General features: G+C 67.2%; 24 protein-coding genes. 5 read left to right on the top strand and 19 right to left on the bottom strand.

Going from position 1 to position 24,345, the window contains the following annotated elements; genetic code table 11:
• Positions 1-2: 2 nt before the first annotated feature.
• The 4 genes from AB4Y98_RS01875 to AB4Y98_RS01890 all read right to left on the bottom strand — a co-directional run bounded on the left by AB4Y98_RS01875 (position 3) and on the right by AB4Y98_RS01890 (position 2,553).
• Complete coding sequence (locus tag AB4Y98_RS01875) at positions 3-743, bottom strand: fimbrial biogenesis chaperone (RefSeq protein ID WP_442243646.1); 741 nt, start codon at positions 741-743, stop codon at positions 3-5.
• Between the two features lie 64 nt (positions 744-807).
• On the bottom strand, positions 808-1,371 hold the full coding sequence (locus AB4Y98_RS01880) for a fimbrial protein (protein ID WP_230109317.1): 564 nt from the start codon (positions 1,369-1,371) through the stop codon (positions 808-810).
• Between the two features lie 229 nt (positions 1,372-1,600).
• On the bottom strand, positions 1,601-1,765 hold the full coding sequence (locus AB4Y98_RS01885) for a hypothetical protein (protein WP_230109316.1): 165 nt from the start codon (positions 1,763-1,765) through the stop codon (positions 1,601-1,603).
• Positions 1,766-1,863: 98 nt separating this feature from the next.
• Entirely contained in the window at positions 1,864-2,553 is a 690-nt protein-coding gene (locus tag AB4Y98_RS01890) for a response regulator (RefSeq protein ID WP_442243647.1), read from the bottom strand.
• Between the two features lie 116 nt (positions 2,554-2,669).
• On the opposite strand from AB4Y98_RS01890, the gene AB4Y98_RS01895 reads away from it, so the two are divergent.
• Positions 2,670-3,329: a response regulator gene (locus AB4Y98_RS01895; protein ID WP_230109314.1), complete on the top strand. Its 660-nt coding sequence runs from the start codon at positions 2,670-2,672 to the stop codon at positions 3,327-3,329.
• Positions 3,330-3,340: 11 nt separating this feature from the next.
• Here AB4Y98_RS01895 and AB4Y98_RS01900 read toward each other — a convergent pair whose 3' ends face one another.
• The 4 genes from AB4Y98_RS01900 to AB4Y98_RS01915 all read right to left on the bottom strand — a co-directional run bounded on the left by AB4Y98_RS01900 (position 3,341) and on the right by AB4Y98_RS01915 (position 11,020).
• Positions 3,341-6,694 (bottom strand): ATP-binding protein, encoded by a 3,354-nt coding sequence (locus tag AB4Y98_RS01900; protein WP_442243648.1) that lies wholly within the window; start codon positions 6,692-6,694, stop codon positions 3,341-3,343.
• A gap of 46 nt (positions 6,695-6,740) precedes the next feature.
• Positions 6,741-9,404, bottom strand: a complete 2,664-nt coding sequence (locus tag AB4Y98_RS01905; RefSeq protein WP_442243649.1) for an ATP-binding protein — start codon at positions 9,402-9,404, stop codon at positions 6,741-6,743.
• 159 nt (positions 9,405-9,563) lie between these two features.
• Entirely contained in the window at positions 9,564-10,739 is a 1,176-nt protein-coding gene (locus AB4Y98_RS01910) for a low temperature requirement protein A (protein WP_442243650.1), read from the bottom strand.
• 14 nt (positions 10,740-10,753) lie between these two features.
• Positions 10,754-11,020, bottom strand: a complete 267-nt coding sequence (locus AB4Y98_RS01915; RefSeq protein WP_312785578.1) for a hypothetical protein — start codon at positions 11,018-11,020, stop codon at positions 10,754-10,756.
• Positions 11,021-11,269: 249 nt separating this feature from the next.
• On the opposite strand from AB4Y98_RS01915, the gene blaL1 reads away from it, so the two are divergent.
• Positions 11,270-12,139 carry a L1 family subclass B3 metallo-beta-lactamase gene (gene blaL1 / locus AB4Y98_RS01920; RefSeq protein WP_312785579.1) on the top strand — a complete coding sequence of 290 codons (870 nt, stop codon included), beginning with the start codon at positions 11,270-11,272 and terminating at the stop codon, positions 12,137-12,139.
• A gap of 116 nt (positions 12,140-12,255) precedes the next feature.
• Here the strand turns inward: blaL1 and AB4Y98_RS01925 are convergent, their stop codons facing one another.
• Both AB4Y98_RS01925 and AB4Y98_RS01930 read right to left on the bottom strand, forming a co-directional pair.
• Positions 12,256-12,822, bottom strand: a complete 567-nt coding sequence (locus AB4Y98_RS01925; protein ID WP_442243651.1) for a DUF411 domain-containing protein — start codon at positions 12,820-12,822, stop codon at positions 12,256-12,258.
• A 120-nt stretch (positions 12,823-12,942) separates the two neighbouring features.
• A complete protein-coding gene (locus AB4Y98_RS01930; RefSeq protein ID WP_442243652.1) occupies positions 12,943-13,323 on the bottom strand; it encodes a CopL family metal-binding regulatory protein in 381 nt (126 codons plus the stop codon).
• 53 nt (positions 13,324-13,376) lie between these two features.
• On the opposite strand from AB4Y98_RS01930, the gene AB4Y98_RS01935 reads away from it, so the two are divergent.
• Positions 13,377-13,811 carry a hypothetical protein gene (locus tag AB4Y98_RS01935; RefSeq protein ID WP_442243653.1) on the top strand — a complete coding sequence of 145 codons (435 nt, stop codon included), beginning with the start codon at positions 13,377-13,379 and terminating at the stop codon, positions 13,809-13,811.
• Between the two features lie 10 nt (positions 13,812-13,821).
• On the opposite strand, the gene AB4Y98_RS01940 is transcribed toward AB4Y98_RS01935, so the two are convergent.
• Positions 13,822-16,107: an FdhF/YdeP family oxidoreductase gene (locus AB4Y98_RS01940; protein ID WP_442243654.1), complete on the bottom strand. Its 2,286-nt coding sequence runs from the start codon at positions 16,105-16,107 to the stop codon at positions 13,822-13,824.
• A gap of 212 nt (positions 16,108-16,319) precedes the next feature.
• On the opposite strand from AB4Y98_RS01940, the gene fdhD reads away from it, so the two are divergent.
• Positions 16,320-17,177: a formate dehydrogenase accessory sulfurtransferase FdhD gene (gene fdhD / locus AB4Y98_RS01945; RefSeq protein ID WP_442243655.1), complete on the top strand. Its 858-nt coding sequence runs from the start codon at positions 16,320-16,322 to the stop codon at positions 17,175-17,177.
• A gap of 28 nt (positions 17,178-17,205) precedes the next feature.
• Here fdhD and AB4Y98_RS01950 read toward each other — a convergent pair whose 3' ends face one another.
• The 8 genes from AB4Y98_RS01950 to AB4Y98_RS01985 form a co-directional block, all read right to left on the bottom strand.
• Positions 17,206-17,766 carry a TetR/AcrR family transcriptional regulator gene (locus AB4Y98_RS01950; protein WP_394195566.1) on the bottom strand — a complete coding sequence of 187 codons (561 nt, stop codon included), beginning with the start codon at positions 17,764-17,766 and terminating at the stop codon, positions 17,206-17,208.
• Positions 17,767-17,770: 4 nt separating this feature from the next.
• Entirely contained in the window at positions 17,771-19,303 is a 1,533-nt protein-coding gene (locus AB4Y98_RS01955) for an MFS transporter (protein WP_442243656.1), read from the bottom strand.
• Positions 19,304-19,428: 125 nt separating this feature from the next.
• Positions 19,429-20,184, bottom strand: a complete 756-nt coding sequence (locus tag AB4Y98_RS01960) for a hypothetical protein (protein ID WP_442243657.1) — start codon at positions 20,182-20,184, stop codon at positions 19,429-19,431.
• Positions 20,185-20,194: 10 nt separating this feature from the next.
• Entirely contained in the window at positions 20,195-20,824 is a 630-nt protein-coding gene (locus AB4Y98_RS01965) for a DUF3299 domain-containing protein (RefSeq protein WP_442243658.1), read from the bottom strand.
• Complete coding sequence (locus tag AB4Y98_RS01970) at positions 20,814-21,356, bottom strand: DUF3299 domain-containing protein (protein WP_088100342.1); 543 nt, start codon at positions 21,354-21,356, stop codon at positions 20,814-20,816. Before AB4Y98_RS01970 ends, AB4Y98_RS01965 begins: the two co-directional genes overlap by 11 nt.
• An 8-nt stretch (positions 21,357-21,364) precedes the next feature.
• Positions 21,365-22,618: an ABC transporter permease gene (locus AB4Y98_RS01975; RefSeq protein WP_442243659.1), complete on the bottom strand. Its 1,254-nt coding sequence runs from the start codon at positions 22,616-22,618 to the stop codon at positions 21,365-21,367.
• Positions 22,611-23,306 carry an ATP-binding cassette domain-containing protein gene (locus AB4Y98_RS01980; RefSeq protein ID WP_442243660.1) on the bottom strand — a complete coding sequence of 232 codons (696 nt, stop codon included), beginning with the start codon at positions 23,304-23,306 and terminating at the stop codon, positions 22,611-22,613. The genes AB4Y98_RS01975 and AB4Y98_RS01980 overlap by 8 nt, the downstream gene beginning before the upstream one ends.
• Entirely contained in the window at positions 23,303-23,836 is a 534-nt protein-coding gene (locus AB4Y98_RS01985) for a ZrgA family zinc uptake protein (protein WP_442243661.1), read from the bottom strand. Before AB4Y98_RS01985 ends, AB4Y98_RS01980 begins: the two co-directional genes overlap by 4 nt.
• Before the next feature lie 32 nt (positions 23,837-23,868).
• On the opposite strand from AB4Y98_RS01985, the gene AB4Y98_RS01990 reads away from it, so the two are divergent.
• Entirely contained in the window at positions 23,869-24,345 is a 477-nt protein-coding gene (locus tag AB4Y98_RS01990; protein WP_312107888.1) for a MerC domain-containing protein, read from the top strand.

The following is a 24,345-nucleotide window of genomic DNA, read 5'->3' on the forward strand; positions in this document are numbered from 1 at the left end:
AATCAGGGCTGCAAGGCAACCTGGGTCGGCACCAGGGCGCCGAAATCGTTGATGACGGTGATCGCGCCCTTCACCTCGCCCTGCGGACGAACTGAGAGATCCTCCAGCGCGAACTCGGCCTGTGCGAACGGTGCGACCATGCCACCGCCCTGCATGCCTTCTTCCTTGCCATTGGCCCACAGGCCGACGCTGGCGAAATTGACGTGGTAGGGCGTCGGGTTGTCCGCCCGCAGCACCAGTCCACCGGACGCGGAGTGCAGCGACCAACGGACCTTCTGGTGCGCCAGCACCGGCTCGCCAGCCAGGTTTGGCGGGCGGTAGAAGACCTTGATGCGGGTACGGAAGGCGAACTGAAGGATGTTGGCCGTGCTGCCGCCCGTCTTCGGTGGGATCTCGAGCATGTTCAACCAGTACAGCGTTTCACGATCGGCTGGCAGCGTGGCGCCGGTGAACAGGATGCGAGCAGTCTGCTGCTTATTCGGGTCCAGGCGGAACACCGGTGGCGCGACCGCGAACGGCGCTTTGGCGCTGTCCGGCGTGGACTGTTCGTCACCATCATCCAGCCATACCTGGACCAGCGTGGCGCGCTCGCCTTCGTTCATGAATTTGAGCGTGACTTCCTTGTCCTGCGCGGGATAGACCACGCGGGTGCCACCAATCACCACCGATGCGTCGGCAGCCTGGGCGAACAATGTGCCGATGGCGAGGACGCCAGCACAGAGCATGCGGTTGAAGGAAAGCATGGATCACCTCATGGATGAGGCCGGCCACAGGGCCGCCGGCGTGCGCCGACGGCCCCGCGCGGCATCAGTTGTAGACAACCTTGTAGTTGACGTACGACTGCACGAAGCCGGGCGCAGCAGCGCCATTGACGGCGACGTACTGGCTGGCCATGTCGATCACGGCGGTGTTGTTGGCGATGGTTACCGGATCGGTCTTGAAGGACGGATCGCGCAGGTCGACCACGGCGTTCTTGTACAGCACCTGGATCTGCGTGTTGACGGCCGGCGCATTGGCTTCCTGGTTGCGCAGGTTGCCGTTGCCCGCGTCCACCTGGCCCGCGGTCGGGTCGAAGTACAGCTCGGCGATCTTGCCGTTCTGGCAGGTACCCTGGCCCGGGCCGCCGATGACCAGCTGGAACGGATGCAGGCCCGCGATATCACCGGCAGCTGCCAGCTGGTTGGCCTGGACCGGGTCCATCGGCACGGTGATGTTGGTGGTGCCGATGGCGCCTGCACCGCCCGAGATCGTGCAGGTCAGGTCAGTCACTTCGCCGGTGAATTCGATGACGCCCGAGCCGTAGGACTGGGCATTGGCGGCCGCAGCGGCCAGCAGCAGGGTTGCAGCGGAAGCAATCGGGAGGAGCTTCATGGTGTTGGATTCTTCTTCACAGGTGTGATCCGCGCGAGGCGGAGGAAAGGCCCCGCCGCCGGGGAGAGCGGCGGGGCCGGGAGCGGGCGGGACACCTGGGGAATAAGCGTCCTTCCCGGCAGGCCGGTTCATTGGCCTACGGGAGGAATGCTATGAATCAAAGCCGATGACCTCCATCGGACCCGGCCGAGATTTCGGCCGCGACCGCTGAGCGCGGCTTGCCGGGGGATCACACGTCATCGCCCTCGTCGTCGGCGGGCGCGTGCAGGTGCCAATGACGGCGCAGCTGGCTGCGGCGCCTCGGCGAGGCGAAGAGGTAGTGGTTCAACAGTTCGAGAAAGTGCGCCTGCGCGGCTGCGGGCAGCCGGGTGAAGTGCAACAGCAGGGCAGTCAAACGGGGGTCGTCTCGAACGGGCACATCATCACCGCAGCAAGGGGTACGTCTCCGAGCCTAGGCATGGGCGACGCCGGATCCATCGGACCCGTCCTCAATCAGTCGGAGGATCCTTCCCCGCCTGCGCCCGCGCGTGCGTTCTGTGACGCCTGCACAAGGCCGTGCGTCAGCGCGTACTCGAAGATCTCCGCATCGCGCTGCAATCCGAGCTTGCGCATCGCTGCGATCTTCTGCGTGCTGATGGTCTTGCGGCTGCGTCCAACGCGCTCGGCGATCTGCATCACGCTCAGCCCTTCGGCGAACATCCGCAGCACCTCCGATTCCCGCTTCGACAGGGCCTCGGCCTCCTGCACGTTACCGGGCGTGCCATCCTCGGCGATCAACCGCGCGATCTCCGCCGATATGAAGGCCTGCCTGCGGCTGGCGGCGTGTACCGCTGGAATCAGCTGTTCCAGGGGGTCGCTCTTGCTGACGATGCAGGATATCCCGGCCCGCTGTATCGAGCGCAGGACCAGGGGGCTTTCCATTCCGGTCAGCACCACCAGGTGAAGGGCCGGAAAGCGGCGCTGCAGGAATCGCAGCAGCGTAACGCCATCCCCGTAGCGACCGTTGGGCATCGAGAAATCGCAGACCGCCACGTCAACCGGTGTGCGACTGAGCAGATCGACCAGTTCGGTGGAGTCGCGTACCAGTCCGGCAATGGCGAGGTCCGGCACGGCCTGAAGCAGGTGTTCCATGCCGGCCAACAGGACCGGATGGTCATCGGCCACAACGATGTTCAACGGCATGCTCGCCTCCTCCCGTGATGGTTCATCGCACGACCTGCCCGAGGGCGGTCGGCTGCCTTATAGTGGTCCGCGCAAATTACGGCAATTTCTGTCGGTTTAATCAACAGAGACCCTCCATGTCCCATCCCGTCATCCGCGTTGCCATCGCCGACGATCATCCGGTCATCCGCATGGGCATCGAAGCCGCCATCGACGAAATCCCCACCCTCTCCTGCATCGGTGCGGTGGGGGATTCCTCTGCGCTGGTCGCTTTGCTGGAGCAGACCGCCTGCGACGTGGTGGTGACCGACTACGCAATGCCCGGCGGTGCCTTTGGTGACGGGCTGCAGCTGCTTGACCATCTGCGCACCCACTTTCCGGACCTGCGCCTGATCGTGATGACCGGGCTCGACCAGCCGGTGATGATCCAGGCGCTTCACGCCAGTGGCATCGACCACATCCTGAGCAAGGCCGATGACACCAGCCACGTGCCGGCGGCGATTGCGGCGGCATGGGCCAACCGTCGCTACCTGTCGCCGTCGATCACCCAGTTGCTCCCCGCACGCGGGGCACCGCGCGCCATCGCGGCGCTGTCGCCCCGCGAGCACGAGGTGCTGGCGTTGTTCGTCTCGGGGTTGAGCGTCAATGAAATCGCAACCCGACTGGACCGCCGCAAGCAGACGATCAGTACCCAGAAGACCGCAGGAATGGCCAAGCTCGGCATCGACAAGGACGCCGATCTGTTCAAGTTCGCCAGCGAACTGGGGCTGCGTACAGCCAGGCCGGATACGGAGTAGCGGCAGCCTGCTCACGCGCCATCCCGCAGGCCATCGCGATAGGCTTCGATCAGATCGCGCAGATCGGACAACAGTGCAACGCGCTCGTGCTCCGGCAGCGACTGTCCATCGCGCAGCAACCGCTCGGCATCGCCGAAGCGCGCGCCAAGCGGCTTTTCACCCATCATCAGCAGTACGCCCTTCAGCGCATGCAGCTGTTCCAGCAACGCCGCATCGTCGCTGCTTTCGCCCGCGGCCTGCATCCTGTCCAGATCGCGGGTACTGCTTTCCACGAACAACGCACGCAGCTTGTGTGGCTTGTCCTTTCCTGCAGGCGAAAGCGGCCGTGGCGGCGACGGCAGCACCTGCAGGTAGCGGTCCAGCATCGCCAGCAGCCGGGCCAGGTCCAGCGGCTTCAGCAGCAGGTCGTCGATACCCGCCGCGCGGCAGCGTTCTCGTTCACTGGCCAGCGCGGTAGCGGTCACGGCCAGGATCGGCAGCGTCTCGCCGCGACCTCGCAGCGCCCGTGCAAGCTGGTAGCCATCGAGGACCGGCATGTTGATGTCGGTCATCACGATATCCCACGCCCCCGATTGCCAGCCGGTCAACGCCACCTGCCCGTTCTCCATCGCATCAACCTGGCAGTCGAGCTCCTCCAGCTGCTGCTGGATCAATTCGCGATTGACCGGATTGTCCTCCACCAGCAGAACGCGCCCCCGCGTGCACCGTACACCGGTCCGCGGCGCAGCGTCATGCGTCCACGGCAAGGGCATCGACTCACCGCGCAGCGCCTGCAGCAGTGCCGGGCTGGCATAGCAGGAGACGTGCACCGCATCATCGCGCTGCTCAGGCGACAGCGGTCCCCTGGGATAGGCCCGCACCACTCTGGCATAGCTGGGCAGCACCGCCAGCTCTTCGTCATCGGTCCAGGCACGGCGCTCGCCGAAGATCAGCAGCGCGGTTCCCAGAGCACCATCTGCAGGCCGTTCGATCACCGTCACATCGGCGCCCCAGCGGTGCAGCAACTGGCCGATCTCCTGCCGCCACTCCTGCGCCGACGACAACAGGGAAATGCGGCGACCGGACAGCGGCTGGTCCGACGCTGTCGCAACCGCTGTACGCTGAACGGGGACGTCCAGGGTGAACACGCTGCCCACGCCCAGCGTGCTCTGCACCTGGATGCGGCCACCCAGCAGCTGCGCCAGCTGCTGGCACAACGCCAGGCCAAGCCCGCTGCCGCCGTAGCGCCGGGAGACGCTGGCATCGCCCTGCTGGAAGGGGCGGAACAGCGTGGCAACCTGTTCCTCGGAAAGGCCAATGCCCGAGTCGACCACCTGCAGGCGCAACTGCCGTTCCTCGCCTGTTCCACCACCATCCTCGGCGCGCAGGGTGATGCGACCGGAGGCAGTGAACTTCACCGCGTTGCTCAGCAGGTTGTTGAGGATCTGGCGGATACGGTGGACATCGCCGATGAACGCCTCATCCAGCGATGGATCGATTGCGAAATACAGCTTCACGTCCTTGCGCTGCGCTTCCGGTGCGTACAGCAGCGCAGCCTGTTCGATCAGCGGGCGCAGCGCGAACGGCAGCGGATCGATATCCAGCTGCCCCGCTTCGATCTTGGAAAAGTCCAGCACGTCGCTGATGATCGCCATCAGCGAATCGGCCGACAGTCGAATCCGCTGCAGCCGCTCATGCTGGTCCGGCTGCAACGGCGAGCGTGCGAGTAGTTCAAGATGCCCCAGCACGCCATTGAGCGGCGTGCGGATTTCATGGCTCATCGTCGCCACGAACGCGGTCTTGGCACGGCTGGCTGCCTCGGCCGCCTCGCGCGCACGCTCCGAATCCTGCCGCGCCTGCTGCAGCGTGTGCTGGAGCTCGACCTGCGCGGTGGCATCGCGCATCGCGCACACCCAGACCGGCTGGTCGTGGTAGTTGGCTACCGCCAGGGCGACCTGCAGCTGGCGGGCATCGTCGGTGCCGGCGTCGAGCGCCCAGTTGAATTCACCGCCACGGGCTGGCAGGCCACGCGCATGCGCGATCAATTGGGCATAGAGTTCCGGCACCGCTTCGTCCTGACCGGATTGACCGACCAGTTCGCGCGCCACCTGGTTCTGCAGCAGTGCGGCACCATCGCGCCGGCGCAGCAGCGCCAGGCCGACGGGTGCGGTACCGATGATGGCCTGGCTCAGCGCCTCGCTCTCATACACCCGCGACGCATCGGCCAGCGCCGGTGCGAAGACGCGACGGTCCATCCGCCACAGCAGCATCCACAGTGCCGCCAGGATCAGCAGTGCAGTGAACACGCGCAGCAGGATCGCCGCATGCTGCTCCCGCCACAGGTCTGCCCAGCCGTACAGGTGGGTAAGGCGCCAATCCACCCCGCGCAGCGCGCCGCTGACCAGGAACCGGCCGTCGTGGTACTGGCGCTGCCCTGCGGCCGATCGCGCATCCGCCAGCGCCGAAGCCAACGTGGCGGGTGATTGCGCGAGCGCCCCGCCCGCCAGCACCACACGCCCGTCACCGGTGGTCACCAGGTAGCTGCCGGGATCGGTTGCTTGCAGCCGTCCCTTGAGGTTGTCGATGGATTCGAACACCACGCGCCGGAAGTACGGTACGTCCGCACGCGCCATGGTCATCACACCGATCAGCGCAGGTTGACCGTTGAGTGGATTGTCACCAAGGAAAGACACCAGGCGGCGCCCCTGCGCCGCCCCCGCCACCGGACCGGGGGCAGGAATCCGATCGCCCACTGCGGCTTCCATCTGCATCAGCTTCTCGAACGCCTGCGCACGGGTCGGCACCCGCAGCGTCTGCAGCAGCTGGGCCTCGTCGATCACACCGGCTACGGCCAACAGCCGTCCCTTGGGCTCATACGCGTACATGATGATCGGCCCCTGCGTCTGCAGGGCGGTGATGGTCGCAGCCGTGTAAGCCGAATACTCATGCAGCATGCCCAGGTAGGCTTCGAGCTCGCCCGTCGGCATCGGCTGCGCGGGATTGCCAAGTACCAGCCAAGGCACCGACGCTCGTCCTTCGGCACGCACCACCAGCTGTTGTCCCTGCGCGAGGAAAGGTGTCAGCAAGGGAGAGCCCAATCGTCGCAGCTCGTCGTGCTGGTCGGTCCACAACGCGTCGTTGGCATTGATGCTGTTGGCATAGGCGCGATCGCGCTGGGACAGGAAGTAGTCCAGTGCCGACTGTGCCTCCTGGAAGGTCTGGCGCTCGCGCGAATGGAACTCGCCGATACCACCGACGAGGCTGGCGACGGCCGTCAGCACGATCAGGATGCTGATCAGTCCGCCACCACCGAACAGCAGGCGTCGCTGCAGCCTGCGCAGGGCATCTATCTGGTTGATGGGCGCTGCAGGCGCGGCCGGATGCATGGTGATTCCCCTTGAATGATGTCGTGCGGTGGCGCCCGCGATGAATCTAGTCCAAGCCCTGCCCGACCGCCAGCAGCCGCTGCTCCGGCAAGGCTGGTGCCAGCAGCGCCTGCAGCAGTGACTCGCCGGAATAGCAGGATACCCGCCAGGTGACTCCCCGCCGTTGCGCGCGCAGGGGGCCATCAGCACTCACCCGCACCACGCACCGCCCGTCCTCGCCCAGAACCGGCAGTTCCCGCCCCGGCCCCCGCTCGAACAGCACCAGCGGCGTGGCCGCATCGACATGGTGCTGGGCCAGCAGAGCGGGATCCTCAATCACCTGCACATGGGCGCCCCATGCCTGCAGGCGCCGGCTCAGTTCATCACTCCAACCGGCGGCGGCCGAGGCGAGTAGCACGCTGCGTCCTGCAAGCGGCCGAGGCGACGCGCCAGCCACGCGTTCCACCGGCACGCCAAAGGTAAACACACTGCCCACGGCGGGCGTACTGCGCGCATGGATCTCCCCGCCCATCCGCAGGCACAGTTCCCGGCACAGCGACAGCCCCAACCCGGATCCGCCGAAGCGGCTGATGATGCTGGCATCGGCCTGCACATAAGGCTGGAACAGACGCTCCAGCTGCGACGGGCTCAGGCCGATGCCGGAGTCAGCCACCTCCATCTGCAGCATCAGGGTCTCGCCCTGTACATCCACCCGCACCCGCAGCGCGATGCGGCCGGAAAGGGTGAACTTCACCGCGTTGCTGACCAGGTTGCGCAGTACCTGCTCGATCCGCGCCTGCGGGCCTTCCACCTGGGCAGGCACTGCCGCATCCACCGACAGGTCCATCACCAGCCCCTTGGCCTCGGCCAGCGGCGAGAACAGCACGGCAACCCGCTCCAGCAGGACGATCGGCTCGAACGTTTCGGCCTGCAGCTCCAGCTGGCCGGCTTCGGCACGGGAGAAATCCAGCACGTCGTTGATGATCTGCAGCAGCGAGTCGGCCGATTGGTTGATGCGGCGCAGTCGGGCCTGCTGATCCTCATCGAGCGAGGAACGGCCAAGCAGTTCGAGGTGCCCAAGGATGCCGTGCAGCGGCGTGCGGATTTCGTGGCTCATCGTCGCCAGGAAGATGCCCTTTGCGCGGCTTGCCGCTTCGGCGGCCTGGCGTGCCTGCGCCTGCTGCTGCTCCAGCTCCACGCGCGCGCTGAGATCGCGCAGCGCGCACAGCAGTACGCTGCGCCCCTGGTAGGTGGCGCCCACGGCACCGACCAGCAGTTGCCGGCCGGGCGATTTGTCATTGGCAGGAACAGGCAGCTCGAACTCCACCGGCGCCTGGAACACGCCGGTCCCGGACTCGTGTTCGGACGCCAGCTGCACCAGTTGCAGGTACAGCGGTACGCCACTGCGCTCGGCCGCCGCGGCATAGTGGCGCATCAGCTCGTTCTGCAGGACAGGGCGGGCCTCGCCGCGGTCGATCAGGCACAGGCCCACCGGCGACAACTGGATGAGGGACCGGCTGAGCTGCTCGCCCTGGTAGACGCGTGCTGCGCGCGCCAGCGCGGGGCCGAACACGCGCCAGTGCAGCCAGGCAAGCAACGTCCACAGGCCCAGCAGCAGTCCGCCCCCCAGCACGGCGGCCACAGCGTACAGGCGCCTGCCATCCTGGGCGATGTCACCCACGCAATAGGTATTCACCAGCAGCCAGTCGGTGCCGGCAACACGCAACGCCTGGTAGAAGCGCGGCCCCTGCCGGAATGCAACCACGGACTCGTCGCCCTGCCTGCCAGCACGCAGCGCACGCATTGCGCTGCCCAGCGGCAATCCGGTGGCATCCGCGGTGCCGGCAACCACACGGCCATCAGCGGTCAACACGAATGACGTGCCGCGATCTGCAACCGCCATCACCCGTGCGAGTCGATCTGTCGGTTCCAGGGTCACGAATGTACCGATCGCACCGCCCTTGTCGTGCGCCGAAAGCCGCACCGCAATCGAAGGTGCGGCGCTCACAGGATGGCGCACCAAGGTGATCTGCATGTCGCTGGCCGTGCCAGGCACAGCAGCTGCGGAGGGCGTCGACAGCAGCTGCAGGTACCGGAACAATCCCGCACGATGGCCGGCCCCGGTGGCAGCCAGCAGGCGCTGTTCGGTCAAGCCGTCCCCCAGCACCAGGAACTGGTGGCTGGGATCGAAGAAGAAGCCGCTGGCAGCCGTATCCGGTTCTCCCTGTGGCGTGCTCAGCCTGCGGATCACCGACAGCGAATGGGCCAATGTGAGATAGCGGTCCAAGCGGGCAAGGGGCCAGGTGTCGGTCCCGACCCCCAGCACCATCTGCGGAGCGCTTTCGGGCCCGGCACTGACGATCATCCGCTGACCACCGGCCAGGTAGCGCTGCCGCTCTGCCAGCCGGGTGGCGACGTCGCTGTCCGGACGATGTCGCCAGGCATACTCGGCCATGTTCAACATGCGCTGGTGTGCCGCGTCCGCCGCCACCAGATGCGCCTCGACTGCGGCATGGGTGCGCTGCAGCCCTTCCAGACGACGTGTCTGGAAGCCGCTGGCGTGCAGCAGCACCAGCGCGACCACCCCGGCCACGATGGCAAGGCTGAGCAGGCAGCCGCCCCACAGCAGCACGCGATGCTGGTAGCGGCGCAGCGCACTGACGTCGCAGTCTTCGCCGTCGAAGGAGCTGCGGCCGCGTAACAGCGGTGGAAGGGAGGGAAACCAGTGCATGGGGGAGCAGGAGGCGGCCCGGCGCACAGCGTCGGGGCGGCGCTCTCGTGGAAGGGCCGGTGATGGGATCACGAGGCTATCGACGCCCTGCCCCCCTCCCCATAGGACGGGGCTGAGTTCGATCCGTCGCGACCTGTCAGGCACCGTCCTGACAGGCGGTCAGTCCCGCAGCAGATGCCGGTGCTTCAGCCGTGTATCGGCCAGCCCCACCGCCAGCAGTACGATGCTTGTCAGCCACCCTGCGGCCAGCAGGTGCATCCATGGCAGCACGAAACCGAGCACCACCAGCGCCGCCGCCCCCGCCAGGTGCGAACGCGGCACGCGGCCGTAGACCGCCCGCTTGTACAGTGCGCTGCCCAGCAGGTAGATCAACGGTCCCGCCGCCAGCATCGCGGCATACGGCAGGGTCACTGCCGCCTCCGGCTCGTCCATCACCAGATCATTGCCGACGGCGGTGGCGATGATGCCGGCGATCAGCAGCGCGTGCACGTAGTGGAAATAGGCGCCGATGCGACCGGGGTCGTCGGAACGGGTGATGGTGTCGGTAGCGTCCCGGCTGGAGATGCCGAAATACAGCCACCACATCGCGATCGTACCGGCGAAGGTCGCCAGCACTGCCGACACCACCGCGCCACTCCATTGCTCCACCTCGCTCAGCACGCCGCCGGTTGCCAGCAGCGTCTCACCCAGTGCGACGATCACGAACAGCTGGCAGCGCTCGGCCAGATGCCCACCTTCGATGGTCCACTCGCGGGTACGCGAGCGACCGAGGCCGGGAAACGCGAAGCCGAACATCGGCGAGATGTATTCGCAGGCGACGGCCAGCGCCCACAGCGCCAGCCGCGCATTGCCTTCGACCGCTGCGCCGGCCAGCCAGAAGCAGGCCGACACGCTGACCCAGGCCAGCATGCGCCTGAAATTGGCGGCCAGCGGGTGTGCGCGCCCTACTTCCAGCAGGACGAACAGCGTCCGCCCCACCTGCATCGTGGCGTAGGCGCCGGCGAATATCCACGCGCGTCCGGCAAAGGCTTCGGGGATGGACGAAGACATCAGCAACGCCAGCAGCATCGTCACGAACATCAGGCCGCGGATGCGAGGCGCCTCCGGGTCGAACCAGTTGCTGACCCAGCACGCGTACTGCCAGCCGAGCCAGACCGCAAACCACAGCACCAGCGTCTGCAGCACGCCCAGCAGGCCCAGGTGGTGCAGCAGGTGGTGGCTGAGCTGGGTGACGGCGAACACGTAGACCAGATCGAAGAACAGTTCTTCGTAGGTCACCCGCGCATGATGGCCGTCGCGGCGACGCAGGGCAGGAAGACGGGGTGATGCCGGCATCGCGGATCCTCGCTTCAGCGGCCCAGCCGCCAGAAAATGACACCGGCCACCAGCGCCGGAACGGCAAACACCAGCAGCAGGATCGGCAACTCCTCGCGCACTGTATAGCCCGCCCGGCTGATCCCCACCCACAGATTGGCCACCGACACCAGCAGCCAGGTGCCGATGAAGGCCAACAGCGCCGTGGGCAGCTGCGAGCTGCCGGTGCTCCAGAGCCTGCCGAACAGGGCGAAGACGCCCAGCAGCAGGAACCCGCCGAAGATCACCAGAAGCACGTGCATGGTCACTCTCCCCGATGGCTGCCCTGCAGCCTATCTGCGGCCGAGTGTGCGCGGCAGAGGGTGATCGTGGATTCACTTTCCGGAAGCGGCGAACAATCCCGTTGTCCGTCACCAGGGCCACAGTAGATGACGCTGCACTGGCGTTGCCGCACGGGCCCATGGCGCCCTTATGGGTGCCATGAAATCTATGCGTGACGCGACGAAGGAGGCCCATGCTAGTTTCTGGGCCTCCTTCATCGGTGTCCTCCCATGCGCCTGCAGACCCTCGCCATCACGCTCGCTGCCCTGCTTCCCGTTGCGGCTTCTGCCGCCGAACCGCCGCTGCCGCAGCTGCGTGCCTACACCGTGGATGCCTCCTGGCTGCAGCCGATGGCGCCGCTGCAGATTGCCGACCACACCTGGCAGATCGGCACCGAAGACCTGACCGCGCTGCTGGTGCAGACGCCGCAGGGCGCGGTGCTGCTCGATGGCGGCATGCCGCAGATGGCCGACCACCTGCTGCGCAACATGAAAGTGCGCGGTGTTGCGCCGCAGGACCTGCGCCTGATCCTGCTCAGCCATGCCCACGCCGACCACGCCGGCCCGGTTGCTGCGCTCAAGCGCGGCACCGGTGCGCAGATCGTGGCCAATGCAGAATCGGCGGTGCTGCTGGCGCGCGGGGGCAGCAACGACCTGCACTTCGGCGACGGCATCACCTATCCGCCGGCCAACGCCGACCGCATCATCATGGATGGCGAAGTGGTCACGGTGGGCGGCATCGACTTCACCGCGCACTTCATGCCGGGCCATACGCCGGGCAGTACCGCCTGGACCTGGACCGACACCCGCGATGGCACGCCGGTGCGCATCGCCTACGCTGACAGCCTGAGCGCACCGGGTTACCAGTTGAGGGACAACCCTCGCTATCCGCGCCTGATCGAGGACTACAAGCGCAGCTTCGCGACGGTGCGGGCGCTGCCCTGCGACGAATTGCTGACCCCGCATCCTGGTGCCAGCAACTGGAACTACAGCGCTGGTGCCAAGGCCGGTGCCAAGGCCCTGACCTGCAAGGCCTATGCGGATGAGGCCGAGAAGAAGTTCGACGCGCAGCTGGCCAAGGAAGCGGCCGGGGCCCGCTGATCCTGTAGCCGAGCCGATGTTCCGCTTGCAGGCAGAAAGCAGCCGAGCGTGGGCTCGGCTCTACACAGGCCGCGTGGAAGGGTGCCGGTCAGACCGACCGGCACCGCCACTGACTGTCAGCCTCCCTGGCCGTGCTGGGCGAAGGGCTCGGTGCTGCCGTCGGTGCGCACCAGCTCGACGGTGTACGGTTGCACGTAGCCATCCGGCATTTCCATGCCCGGCGAGCCGGCCGGCATGCCGGGCAGCACCAGGCCACGCACCGTCGGCCGTTCCGTCAGCAGGCGCTTGATGTCGCTGGCCGGAATATGGCCTTCCACCACGTAGCCATCGATCTCAGCCGTATGACAGGACGCCTTGCCGGCCGGTACGCCGAGGCGCTGCTTGACCGGATGCATGTCATCGGTGTCGCGTATCTCAACCGGGAAGCCGGCAGCCTTCAGGTGGTCGGCCCACACGCCACAGCAACCACAACTGGCCGTCTTGTGAACGATGGCCAGCGGCAGTTCGGGATCGATCGTCGGCCCAGCCGCGACCGCGACCGCGACCGCGACCGCGACCGCGACCGCCGAGGCAGTTTCGGTGGCGGCTGCGGGCGAGGACACGGCTTCTTCGGAGGCGCGCGCGCAGGCGCTGCCCAGCAGAACGGTGGTAAGCAACAGGCTCAGGGAAAGCGTGCGGTTCATGTGTCAGGTTGTCCTTTGCAATCGCAGGCGCGAGCGCCTGCCACCCACACGACGGATGCGCGTGGGTCAGTTGATGAGGGGGATACTGCAGGACGACAGGCATGCAATGCCTGCGCGCGATCAGGCGATCGGCGGACGGATCAGGTGAGGCAGCGCAGGCGCCGGATGACCGGGTCGCAGCGCCTCGCCGGGCACTGCACGCAGCGGCCATGCAGCAAGGCTTCGCGCCGGCGGCAGCATGGCCACACTGGGCTGCACACACTCACAAACCTCGCTGCTGCACGCACCTGCGTCCTGGTCATCGCAGCAGGCGGGCGCGGCAGAGATCGCAGTGTTGGCGCTCTCGTGGGGCGCACCGCAATGACCATCGCCGGCCTGACCGTTGACCCCGCCCGAGGCAAGCGCCAACGCCGGTGCATTCAGCACCAGGGTCAGAAGCAGCATCAGTCGCAGCAGCAGGCCGGATATATCCACGGGCTGATGATAGCCGACGCACGACATGCCCGTCGCCGCTGCCGGATGTCATCATGGAGGACGTTCATTGGAGCTTTTCCATGCCTGCCCGCTGCGCCTCTGCTGCCCTCCTGCTGTCTTCGTTGCTGAGCCTTCCGGCCATGGCAGGCGGACGCCAATGGACCGTGCTGTCCAGCGGCGATGCTGACGACACCCATGAGCGCTGGCAGGTGAGCGCGACGCGGTTGCATACACTGCCCATCTTCGACCCGGCACGCGCCGAGCCGCCGCTGTCAGTGCACCAGGCGACGGCGGCAGCGCTGGCCCACGCACGCCAGCGTTATCCCAGCGATGACTTCGTGGTCTCCGAGGTCAGCCTGCAGCGCTTCACCGCCGGCGCGGCGCCGCCTGCCGAAGACGCAGCGCGCGGCTGGGTGTACCTGGTCAGCCTCGACTACAACGCCAAGGGCTGGACCCAGATGGTTCCTGTGCTGCTGGATGGCAGCATCGTGCTGAGCGACAACGAGAAATCGTAAGGGCGGGGCCTTACGCGGGCACCTCGACCTGCGCACGCATCCGCACCGGAATGGACTTCGCCGCCGGCGTGCCGCTGATGCGGTCGTAGTAGTCCAGCGGCAGCAGCGGGTTCAGCTCCGGGTAGTAGCCGGCCAGCGCACCGCGCGGCATCGGATAGTCAAGCACGGTCAGGCCTTCGATGCGCCGCGTCACACCATCGTCGCTGATCGTTTCCAGGCTCACCAGGGCTTCCTTGCCGAGCCCGCGCGCCAAACGGTCTTCGATGTTCATGAACACCACCATGCGGTCGTTGTACACACCGCGGTAGCGATCGTTGTAGCTGTAGATGGTGGTGTTGTACTGGTCGTGCGAACGCACCGTGGCCAGCCGCAGCATCTCCGGGTCATCGACCACCGTGTTCACTTCCAGGCCCGGCATGACCAGGATGTTGGCCTTGCCGTTCGGCGTCGGCCACACGCGCCGGCGCGGTGGAATATCCAGGTGGAAGCCGTGCAGTGCCTGGATGCGCTCGTTGAAGCCTGCGTAGATGTCCGGGTAGACGGCGGCGATCAAGTCGCGGATCGGGCCGTAATCGTGCATGTAAGCGGCCCAGTCCACCTTGCTGCCCGGCAACGTTGCCATCGCCATCCGGCAGACGATCTCCACCTCCGGCAGCACGTGGTCGCTGGCCGGCTCCAGCACGCCGCGCGACGCCGTCACGTTGGACATCGCATCTTCGATGGTGACGAACTGCTCGCCCTTCGGCGTGCGGATCCACTCCGAGCGCGCCACCACCGGCAGGATCAGCGCGTCGCGACCGTGCACAAGATGCCCCCGGTTGAGCTTGGTGGCGATGCCCACGGTCAGTTCCAGTTTGCGCATGGCCTGGTAGGCGCGCTCGGTATCGGGCACGGCATGGATGAAGTTACCGCCCATGCCGATGAACACCTTGGCACTGCCATCGAGCATCGCCGCGATCGACTCGACCACATGGTGGCCGTGCTCGCGCGGCGGATCGAAACCAAACACCTGCTGCACGCGATCCAGGTAGCGCGCCGTGGGCTTCTCGTCGATGCCGACGGTGCGGTCGCCCTGCACGTTGGAATGGCCACGGATCGGACCGATACCCGCGCCCGGCTTGCCGAAATTACCGCGCAGCAACAACAGGTTGGCCACCTGCTGCAGCAGCCGCGACCCCTGCTGGTGCTGGGTCAGGCCCATGCCATAGCAGATGACCGTCGCCTGCGAACGGATGTAGATCTCCGCGCAGCGCCGGATCTGTTCCTGCGCGATGCCCGACACCCGCACGATCTCATCCCAGTCCTGCGCCAGCACGTCCTCGCGCAGCGCCTCCAGGCCAACGGTGTGTTCGGCCAGGAAGGCATGATCCAGCACCTGCTCACCCTGGGCCTCGCGCTCGAACATCACCTTCATCATGCCCTTGATCAGCGCCAGGTCGCCGCCGATGCGGACGTGCACGAACTCGCTGGTGATCTCGGTGGAACCGAAGGTGGCCATCTGCACCACGTCCTGCGGTTCGGTGAAGCGGATCAGGGCACGCTCCGGCATCGGGTTGACCGCCACGATCGGCACGCCGCGTTTGCGTGCTTCCACCAGGTTGCTCATCATCCGCGGCGAGTTGGTGCCGGTGTTCTGGCCCATCACGAAGATCGCCTCGGCGTGTTCGAAGTCGTCCAACACGATGGTGCCCTTGCCCACGCCGATCACCGGCGGCAAGCCCCGGCTGGTCGGCTCGTGGCACATGTTCGAGCAGTCCGGGAAGTTGTTGGTGCCGAACTCGCGCACGAAGATCGAATACAGGAACGCTGCTTCGTTGGGCGTGCGGCCGGAGGTGTAGAACTCGGCTTGGTCAGGGTTATCCAAAGCCTGCAGATGCCGGCCGATCAGCGCGAACGCCTCGTCCCATTCGCAGGGAACATAGTGATCGGTGGCGGCGTCGTAGCGCATCGGCTCGGTCAACCGGCCCTGCAGCTCCAGCCAATAGTCGGTCTGCGCCATCAGCTCGGTGACGGTGTGCTGGGCGAACAGCTCGCGGGTCACCCGGTGCTGGGTCGCTTCCCAGGCCAAGGCCTTGGCGCCGTTCTCGCAGAATTCCAGCTTCTTGCGGTGGTCGGCATCGGGGAACGCGCAGCTGGGGCACTTGAAGCCACCCGGCTGGTTCATCGCCAGCAGTGCCTTCGATCCTTTGCCGATCACGCTCTGCTGCAGCAGCACCTTGGCGGTCGCACCGRCGGCCCCCCAGCCGCCTGCCGGTTGGTTGTAGGGCTTGTAACGCGGCGGCTTCTGTTCGGACATGGTCGGGAACCTGCGTTGGTGGAGTGCCTGCCTGCAGTGCCGGGCCCGCGCCCGGCTGCCGTGGCCAGTCAAGCACGCCGGCAACCGCGGCGCCATAGCCCGACTGTGGTAACGCAGGCTGCCATGGCAACGGTTACCGCCGCGTCTTCACTGGATGGCTGCGTTATTCTGCGGGCGTAGCCTGCCCTTCTGCTTTGCCCAGGATGTGCCGCATGCCAGGATCGACGCCGCCCTCCCCTCCGCCCGCCGGCACGGCACTGCGCACGTTGCAGCGCTGGCGTAGCGCGGGGCAGGAGCAACAGGTGGACGTGATCGCCGAAGAAGTGCCGGTGGTGATGCGCTACAACGGTGCCGCCTTCGCGGTGATGATGGCCACGCCATGCGACCTGGAGGATTTCGCGCTGGGCTTCTCGCTCAGCGAAGGGTTGATCGAGCGTCCTCACCAGTTGCTGTCCATCCAGGTGCAGCCACAACTGGAGGGCATCGAGCTGAATATGAGCGTGTCCGCCGACGCCCCCGGCGCCGCACTGGATCCTGACAACGGGCGCCTGCTGCCGGGTCGCGGCGGCTGTGGGTTGTGCGGTGCACGCCAGCTGGAGGACGTGCTGCGTCCGCTGCCTCCGGTAAAGGACCGCCGCACGTATCAGACGGCTGCACTGCAGCGGGCATTGGCTGGGCTGGCCCTACGCCAGCCGATGAATGCTGCCAGTGGTTCGACCCATGCAGCGGCCTGGGCCGATGCCAGTGGCCGCATCGGCTGGGTGCGCGAAGACGTCGGCCGCCACAATGCGCTGGACAAGCTGATCGGTGCACTGCACCACAACGAACACAGCATCGATGGCGGCCTGCTGGTGGTATCCAGCCGTGCCAGCTACGAAATGGTCAGCAAGGCCGCGCGCGCCGGTGCCAGCGTACTGGCCGCCGTCTCGGCCCCCACTGCGCTGGCCATCGATCTGGCCCGCAGTGCCGGCCTGTGCCTGGTGGGCTTCGCCCGCGAAGAAGGCTTCAACGTGTATACCCACCCGGAGCGGCTGCAGGGGGATGGCCTGCACGGGCATCCGCCTGCCTGACGGGCGCCCTCAGCGGACGGACTGGCTGCTACGCCTTGCGGGACCGCTCGGGAGAGAGCAGCCCGCCGATCCGTTCGGTCACCTGCGCGCGCACGTTCTCGTCCAGCTGGCCTTCGTACATGGCCTCGTAGATCCACAGGCCATCGGCGGCCAGCCGCGCCACGAAATTATCCAGCGCCGCCGGATCGTCGCTGCCGGCGGCCGGTGGCGAAGGCGCCCAGCGCTGCACCACCGGTGCCCACGGCCGCTCGCTGGGGAATTCGGGGTCCACCGAGTCCAGCATGAACATCAGCTCGGCACGGGTGGCACTCTGCGCCGACACACGCACGAAGGTCTGGTAGCGCTCCAGCGCAGTGGCCTCGCCGGCCGACTTGCCCAGCAGCACCTCCATCGATGCTTCCCAGCTCTGCACCAGGTGCTCGTCGATGCCGCGCAGCAACGCTTCGCGCGAAGGAAAGTGGTACAGCAGGCCGCCACGGGTCAACTGCGCCTCGGCCGCCACCGATTCAAAGGTGACCGCACGCACGCCGTCGCGGTTGATCACGCTGACGGCGGCGTCGAGGATGCGCTCGCGCTTGCTGGTTCTCATGCCGTTATTTTACGCGATCGGCGGCGCCGTCGCGGCCACCGGCGCGTCCACGCAGCAGGCGCGCGATGATCACCGCGCCGGCCGCCAGCACCGCACTGATCACCAGCAGCACGATCTGGTAACCGCGATCGTAGGCCGCGGTGGCCAGCGCGAACCACTCGCCCTGCCCCACCTCACGCGCCACGTGCAGCGCCTGGGTGAAGCCCTCGCGCGCCGCGGCGGGAATACCCGCCGACTCCGGCAGGAAAGCGCCGTACATCGCAGCGCTCAGGCTGCCCAGCAGCGCGACGGCCAGCAGGCCGCCGAACTCGTAGGACACTTCCTCCACCGACGAGGCCATGCCCGCACGATGCGGCGGCACGTTGTTGAGGATGGCGGTGGACGCCACCGAGATGGCAGCACCCATGCCGAAGCCGGTGATCGCCATGCCGGCCACCACCCAGCCCAGCCCATGTGGGAAGCCCAGCGCCACCACGCCCACACCTACCGCACCGGCCGCAAGGCCACCGCAGATCAGTGGCCGCAGGCCGACGCGATGCAGCACGCTGCCGCCCAGCAACGCGCTGGGCAGGCTGCCCAGCGCCGCCACCGATACCAGCAGGCCGGCCTGCAACGGGCTGAGGCCGGCCACCAGCTGGAAACGCTGGGTGGTGAGCAGCTGCAGCCCGGCCATCGCAAACAGGGTGAACACCGCCGACAGGGTGCCGGCAAGGAAGGCCGGATTACGGAAGATGGCGAAATCCAGCAGCGGATACGGCAACTGCTGCTGGCGGCGGCTGAAGGCGATGCCGGAGATGACCGCCAGCAGCAGCGAGACCGCTCCCACGCTGTACGAGGGCGGCGTGGCGATCAGTGACTTGATCGCCAGTACCAGGCCCGACAGCGCTGCCAGTGCCAGCAGCGAGGACAGCAGGTCCCATGGGCGGGTGCTGTCGCGCTGCCCTTCCGGTGCCAGCAACAGGGTCGCGATGAAGGCGACCACCACCACCGGCACGTTGATGAGGAACACCGAGCCCCACCAGAAGTGCTGCAGCAGCAAGCCACCGATGATCGGCCCCAGCGCCGCACCGACGATGGCCACCGAACCCCAGATCGCGATGGCGATGTTGCGCTCGCGTTCTTCATGGAAGCTGAGCCCGATCAAGGCCAGCGTGGCCGGCATCATCGCCGCCGCACCCACGGCGAGGAAGGCGCGCGCTGCGATCAGCTGCCCTGCGGTTGCAGAGAACGCCGCTGCCAACGAGGCGATGCCGAACACCACCAGTCCGACCAGGAACATCCGGCGATGGCCGATGCGGTCGCCCAGGGTGCCCGCCCCCAGCAGCAGGCCGGCCATCACCAGCGGGTAGGCGTTGATGATCCACAGCGCCTGCCCGGCACTGGCCGACAGCTCCTCGATCAGGGTCGGCAGCGCGGTATACAGCACCGAGTTGTCCAGCGTGACCAGCAGCAGGCCGGCGGCGACGGTGAACAGCAGCGACCAGCGTCGGGCGCGCGACAGGGACGGAGCACCGTCCAAGGGCTGGGAGAGAGCCATGGGAACCTGGATGGGGAAGGAGTACGCCCATAACTATACAGGATGTCCTGTATAGTTATGAATGTCCCAGCGAACGCCATTCAGCTGCCGAGAGGCGCAATGCTCCCTGCCTCATGACCCTGGGCCTACCTGCACTCCGCAGGCAATGCAGCGACCGCCTGCACTATCGGGTCCTGCATGGCGTGTCCCACCGCGGCATCCAGCTCGCCACGCAGATGGCCGTGCTGCCGCTGCATCTCCTCTTCGCACAGCGCACGCACCCGGGCGCGGGCGTTGCTGCGCAGCGTGCTGCAGCGCCAATCGACCCCTGCCAGCGGCAGCACTGAATAGACCACGCTGTTGCAGGCGTTGCCGGCGCGTTCCGCCAGCGGACGCCCACTGAAGTCACGCGGCACGCTGCTGCGCTGCGGATCGAAATAGCTGTCCGGGAAGGTGCGCGCGTACTGTTCGATGTCCACCTCGATAGTGCCGCCTTCGCCCGCCGGCACGCGCAGTGGCTGACCGCAGCCGGTGGCGTCGGCGCGGTGTTGGATGTACTGGTAGATCGGTCGGTCCAGGCTCGCATCCTGCGCGGTAACGGCGCTGACCGCCGCCAGCACCGGCAGCGACGCGCGGTTGGCCATGCGCGCCAGCACTCCCGCCTGCTCTGGTTCGCAGCGGTCGCGCAGCGTCGCCACCAGCAGGAACAGCAGGTCATCACGAAAGGCCTTGTCGGCAGCCAGGTGATGTTCGATGCGTGCCTGCGCCTCCGCCACCGGTGCGGGAAATGCAACGACCGGTGGCGAGGGCGCGTGCGTTGCGTTCCACAGCAGCGCTACCCCGCTCCCGGCCAGCAGCACCACAATCAGCAGCGCGACGGTGCGTGCGCGGAGCCTCGTCATCGGGTGCTCGTCATTGGCTGATCGCGGAAAGCGTCGCTGCGGCAGCGTCATAGGACGCGCTGGCGATATCCGCCTCGAAGTGCTTCACCTGCAGGCGCCCGGACAGCCGGTAGGGATCCCACAGCGCGCCCATCGTGATGGGGGTGGCCAGGGTCACATGGATGATCTGGTTCGGCGGTGGCGGCGGCACGTGGATGCACGCGCCATAGAACGGCACGAACAGCAGTTCGTCCACCTGCCCGGCGTCGTTCATCGCCAGCGGCACCACATAGCCATCCAGGTCCAGCGCCCGTCCATCCACGCCATCGACCACCGCCGACGAGCCGAACTGCTGCGCGCGTAGCGGGCTGGAGTGATCGATGGCCTGCCCAGGCAGCGAGCCCGAACCCGTATCGTCGATCAAGCCCCCCACCCCGTCCATGCCATTGCCACGCGACAGCCCGATCTGCGGCGGTGGACGCTGGAAGCTGTCCTCTTCGGGCATCAGCGCGTCCCAGCGATCGATCACTGCAGACGCCGCCGCCGGCGACGCAGCGCCATTGCTGGCCTGTGGCGGTGGGGCGTCCACGGCGGGCCTGCCACAACTGGCCAGCAGTACAGCGGCAAGCACACCGCCAAGCAGCTTCGCGCTACGGTTCATAAGGCCTCAGTTCGGCGTCGGCCATGCTGTAGGCGGAGCCGGCAAGATCATCGTCCACCCGCTCGGCGCGCAGCACGCCTGCCAGGAAGAACGGCGAGTACATGTCGGGCATGGCGATCGGCCGCGGCAGCACCACATGCACGATCTGGTTCGGTGGCGGCGGTGGCACGTGGATGCACGCGCCGTAGTACGGCACGAACAGGAATTCGACCAGTCGGCCATCTGCCGCGTTGGCCAAAGGCACCACGTAGCCCGGCAACCGCACTGCGCGATCCAGTACCGCGTCCACCGTACGGAACGTACCGAACTGGGCCATGCGCCGGTTGCCGTTGTGCTGCACCTCCGGCCCCTCACCGCGCTCGAGTGCTGCCAGTTCGTCGCTGGGCAGCATCTGCAGCCAGTCCAGTTCCTGCTCGCTTTGCGTGCCAGCATTGCTCTGTACCGGCGGCGGCGGCAGTGCCTGCACACCGGTATCGGTCGGCCGCGTGCAGGCAACCGGCAGCATTGCCGCAGCCAGCAGCAACCAGCGCACGCCCGCGCTCATGGGGCAGGCGCCAGGCCATCGGCCAGGGTGCGCCGGTAGGCCAGCAGCGCAGGCAGCAGGCCGGCAACCCCGCTGATCAGCAGCACGCCGCCCACCCAGGCCAGTTCACGCGCGTCCGGCCAGACGTGGGTGATCGACAGACCGAAATTGGCCAGCGCCCAGCTGCGCCCGGCCGCGCTGGCACAGGTCAGCACCGCCAGCGCCAACGCGCAGGCCATTGCTGCAGTGGCCACGGCCTCAACGACCAGCAGGCAGGCCACATAGGCCGGGCGCGCACCGGTGGCGCGCAGCACCGCCATTTCTCGGCGGCGTTCCTGCAGCGTCGATACCAGCAGCGCCATCAGTGACACCATGCCCAGCAGCACCACCATCGCACTGATCAGCTGCAGCGCGCGCTCGGCAGTGCCCAGCGACTGCCACAGCTGCTGCAACGTCACGCCGGGCAGGATCGCCTGCAGCGCTTCGTCTGGATACTCATTGATGCTGCGCTGCACGCCGAAGGTGGCGATGCGCGAGTTCAGCCCGAGCATGAAGGCGGTGATGCTGGTCGGGGTCAGGTCAAGCTGCCGTGCCTGTTCTGCGCTGACATGCTGGCTGCGCAACTGCACGCCGGAGCGCCAATCGACATGGATCGCTTCGATCGCCGGCAATGACACCAGCACGGACGAATCCACCGGCGTGCCGGTACGCTGCAGGATGCCGACCACGCGGAACGGCTTGTCGGCATGCGTGGCCAGCGTTACCGCACCAGTGCCATGGGCCAGCACGATCTCAGAGCCCAGGCCGATGTGCGCGGCCTGCGCGACTTCAGCGCCGACCACCGCGTCATACAGGTCGTCGAACGGCTGGCCCTGCGCGAATGCCAGCGCATGCCCTGCGCCATGCCGGTAATGTTCGAAATAGCCGGCGGTGGTGCCGATCACCCGATAGCCACGCCAGGAATCGCCCAGCGACAGCGGCACCGCCCATTTCACCTGCGGCAGCGTGGACAGTTCCTGGTAGGACTGCCAGGACACGTTGTTGGTCGGGTCGCCGATGTGGAAGACCGAGTACAGCAGCAGGTTCACCGGCCCCGAGCGTGCGCCGACGATCAGGTCCGTACCCGAGACGGTGCTGGCAAAGCCTTCGTGGGCCTGCGTGCGGATGCGTTCCACGCCCAGCAGCAGGACCACGCTCAGGGTGATGACCAGCACGGTCAGGCTCACGCTCAAGGCGCGGCTGCGCAGGCTGGCCCAAGCCAACTCAAACATGTGCACCCCCTGCCCGGTTCAGATCACCCAGCGACAACACCTGGTCGAACAACGGCTGCAGGCGGTCATCGTGGCTGACCACCAGCGCGGTGGTGCCAGCGGCGCGGCACTGCGCGGACATCAGCTGCACGAACGCCGTGGCCGCTTCGGGATCCAGCGCCGAGGTCGGTTCGTCGGCCAGCAGTACCGCCGGGCGACCGATCAGGGCACGGGCAGCGGCAACGCGCTGCTGCTGGCCGACGCTGAGCGTGCCTGCCGCGCGCGGCATCAGTGCCGGATCGAGCTGCAGCGCACGCAGCAGACGCGCGATTTCCGCGTCCAGCCCACCTTCAATGCGCGCGTTGCGCAATGGCGAAAAGCGCACGCCCAGGGCGATGTTGTTGCGCACGCTCAGGAACGGCAGCAGGTTGAACTGCTGGAAGATCACGCCCAGCTGCTCGGCACGGAAATGATCGCGCGCGGCGGCACCGAGCGTGTTCACCCGATGGCCGGCAACCCGGATGCTGCCGCTGGCCGGCAGCAGAATGCCCGCCAGCAGGCCCAGCAGCGTGCTCTTGCCCGAGCCGCTGGTCCCGCGCAGCAGCACGCTGCTGCCTGCGCGCACCTGCAGCTGTGCGATGTCCAGCACCGCACGGCCCGCGTAGCCGAACTGCACGCCCTGCAGGTCGATGATGGCATCGTCGTTCATGGCGCCAGCGGCACCCGCAGGCTGCCAGCAGTAACCACGCTGCGGCCTTGCCCGGTCGATGTTGCGGTGTTGACGATCACCTCGTGCAGCCCCGGAAACAGCGTAGGCAGCGGCAATGCCAGCCCGCGCAGTGCTGCCGGGTTGGCGCAGTGGTAGCGCAGTGCGGCGGTGAATCCAGCGTGCGTATGCTGGCCTGGCTGTGCTGCCACAGCCACTGGCGCAAAGCCCTCCGCAGTCGCCTCGGCATGGTCCAACCGGCACTGCGCAGCGGTCGGCAGCGTGACCCAGCTGCCGCTCTGCAGGATCGATCGCGCCCGCGCCAATGCGGCTTGTTCGCGGCTGTCCGCCGGCGGTCGTTCGAAATCGAGGATGCCGATGCCGGGCGCACGCAGTGCCAGTTCCAGCGTTCCCTGGTCCACGGCCAGATCGACATCGGCCTGGCCATGGACATGAGCACCGTGATGGCGCACGTCGTGGGCGTTCGCAGAATGGGCAGCAAGCAGCAGCAGAAGGGCGGTAGAACGTTTCATCGGGCGGCTCCGTATTGTTACTATGTAACATTATGGACCACATCCCGATCTCGCCCGCAAGGGCCCGCACCCAACCGCCAGCTTCGGCACGCTGGCATCCCCGTTTCGATCTGGCTGGTGCCTGGCTGTCGCTGGCCTGTGCCGCGCATTGCGTGGCCCTGCCCCTGCTGCTGGCCTTCACGCCGGCGGCGATGATGGCGCTGCGCTCGTTCCAGCACCCTGGCCATGGCGCGATGACCGCACTGCTGGTGATGTCGCGCTGGGAATGGCTGTTCGCGCTGCTGGCCTCGTTGATCGCCCTGCTCAGCACCGCCGCCGGCCAGCGCCGCCATCGACGCGCCCTGCCGCTGTGCGTGGCCCTGGCAGGCGCGATCCTGTTGCTGTCCGCCTCGCTGTACCTGCCGTTGAAGGAATCGCTGCTCTGGCACGGCGCTGCCACCGCCTGTGGTGGGGTGATGCTGGCGATCGCACATCTGCGCAACCGGCGGGCCCTGCGGCCCGCCGGCTGA

Origin of the sequence: Stenotrophomonas sp. 2YAF26 (assembly GCF_052114625.1) — a bacterium.
GTDB lineage: Bacteria > Pseudomonadota > Gammaproteobacteria > Xanthomonadales > Xanthomonadaceae > Stenotrophomonas > Stenotrophomonas indicatrix.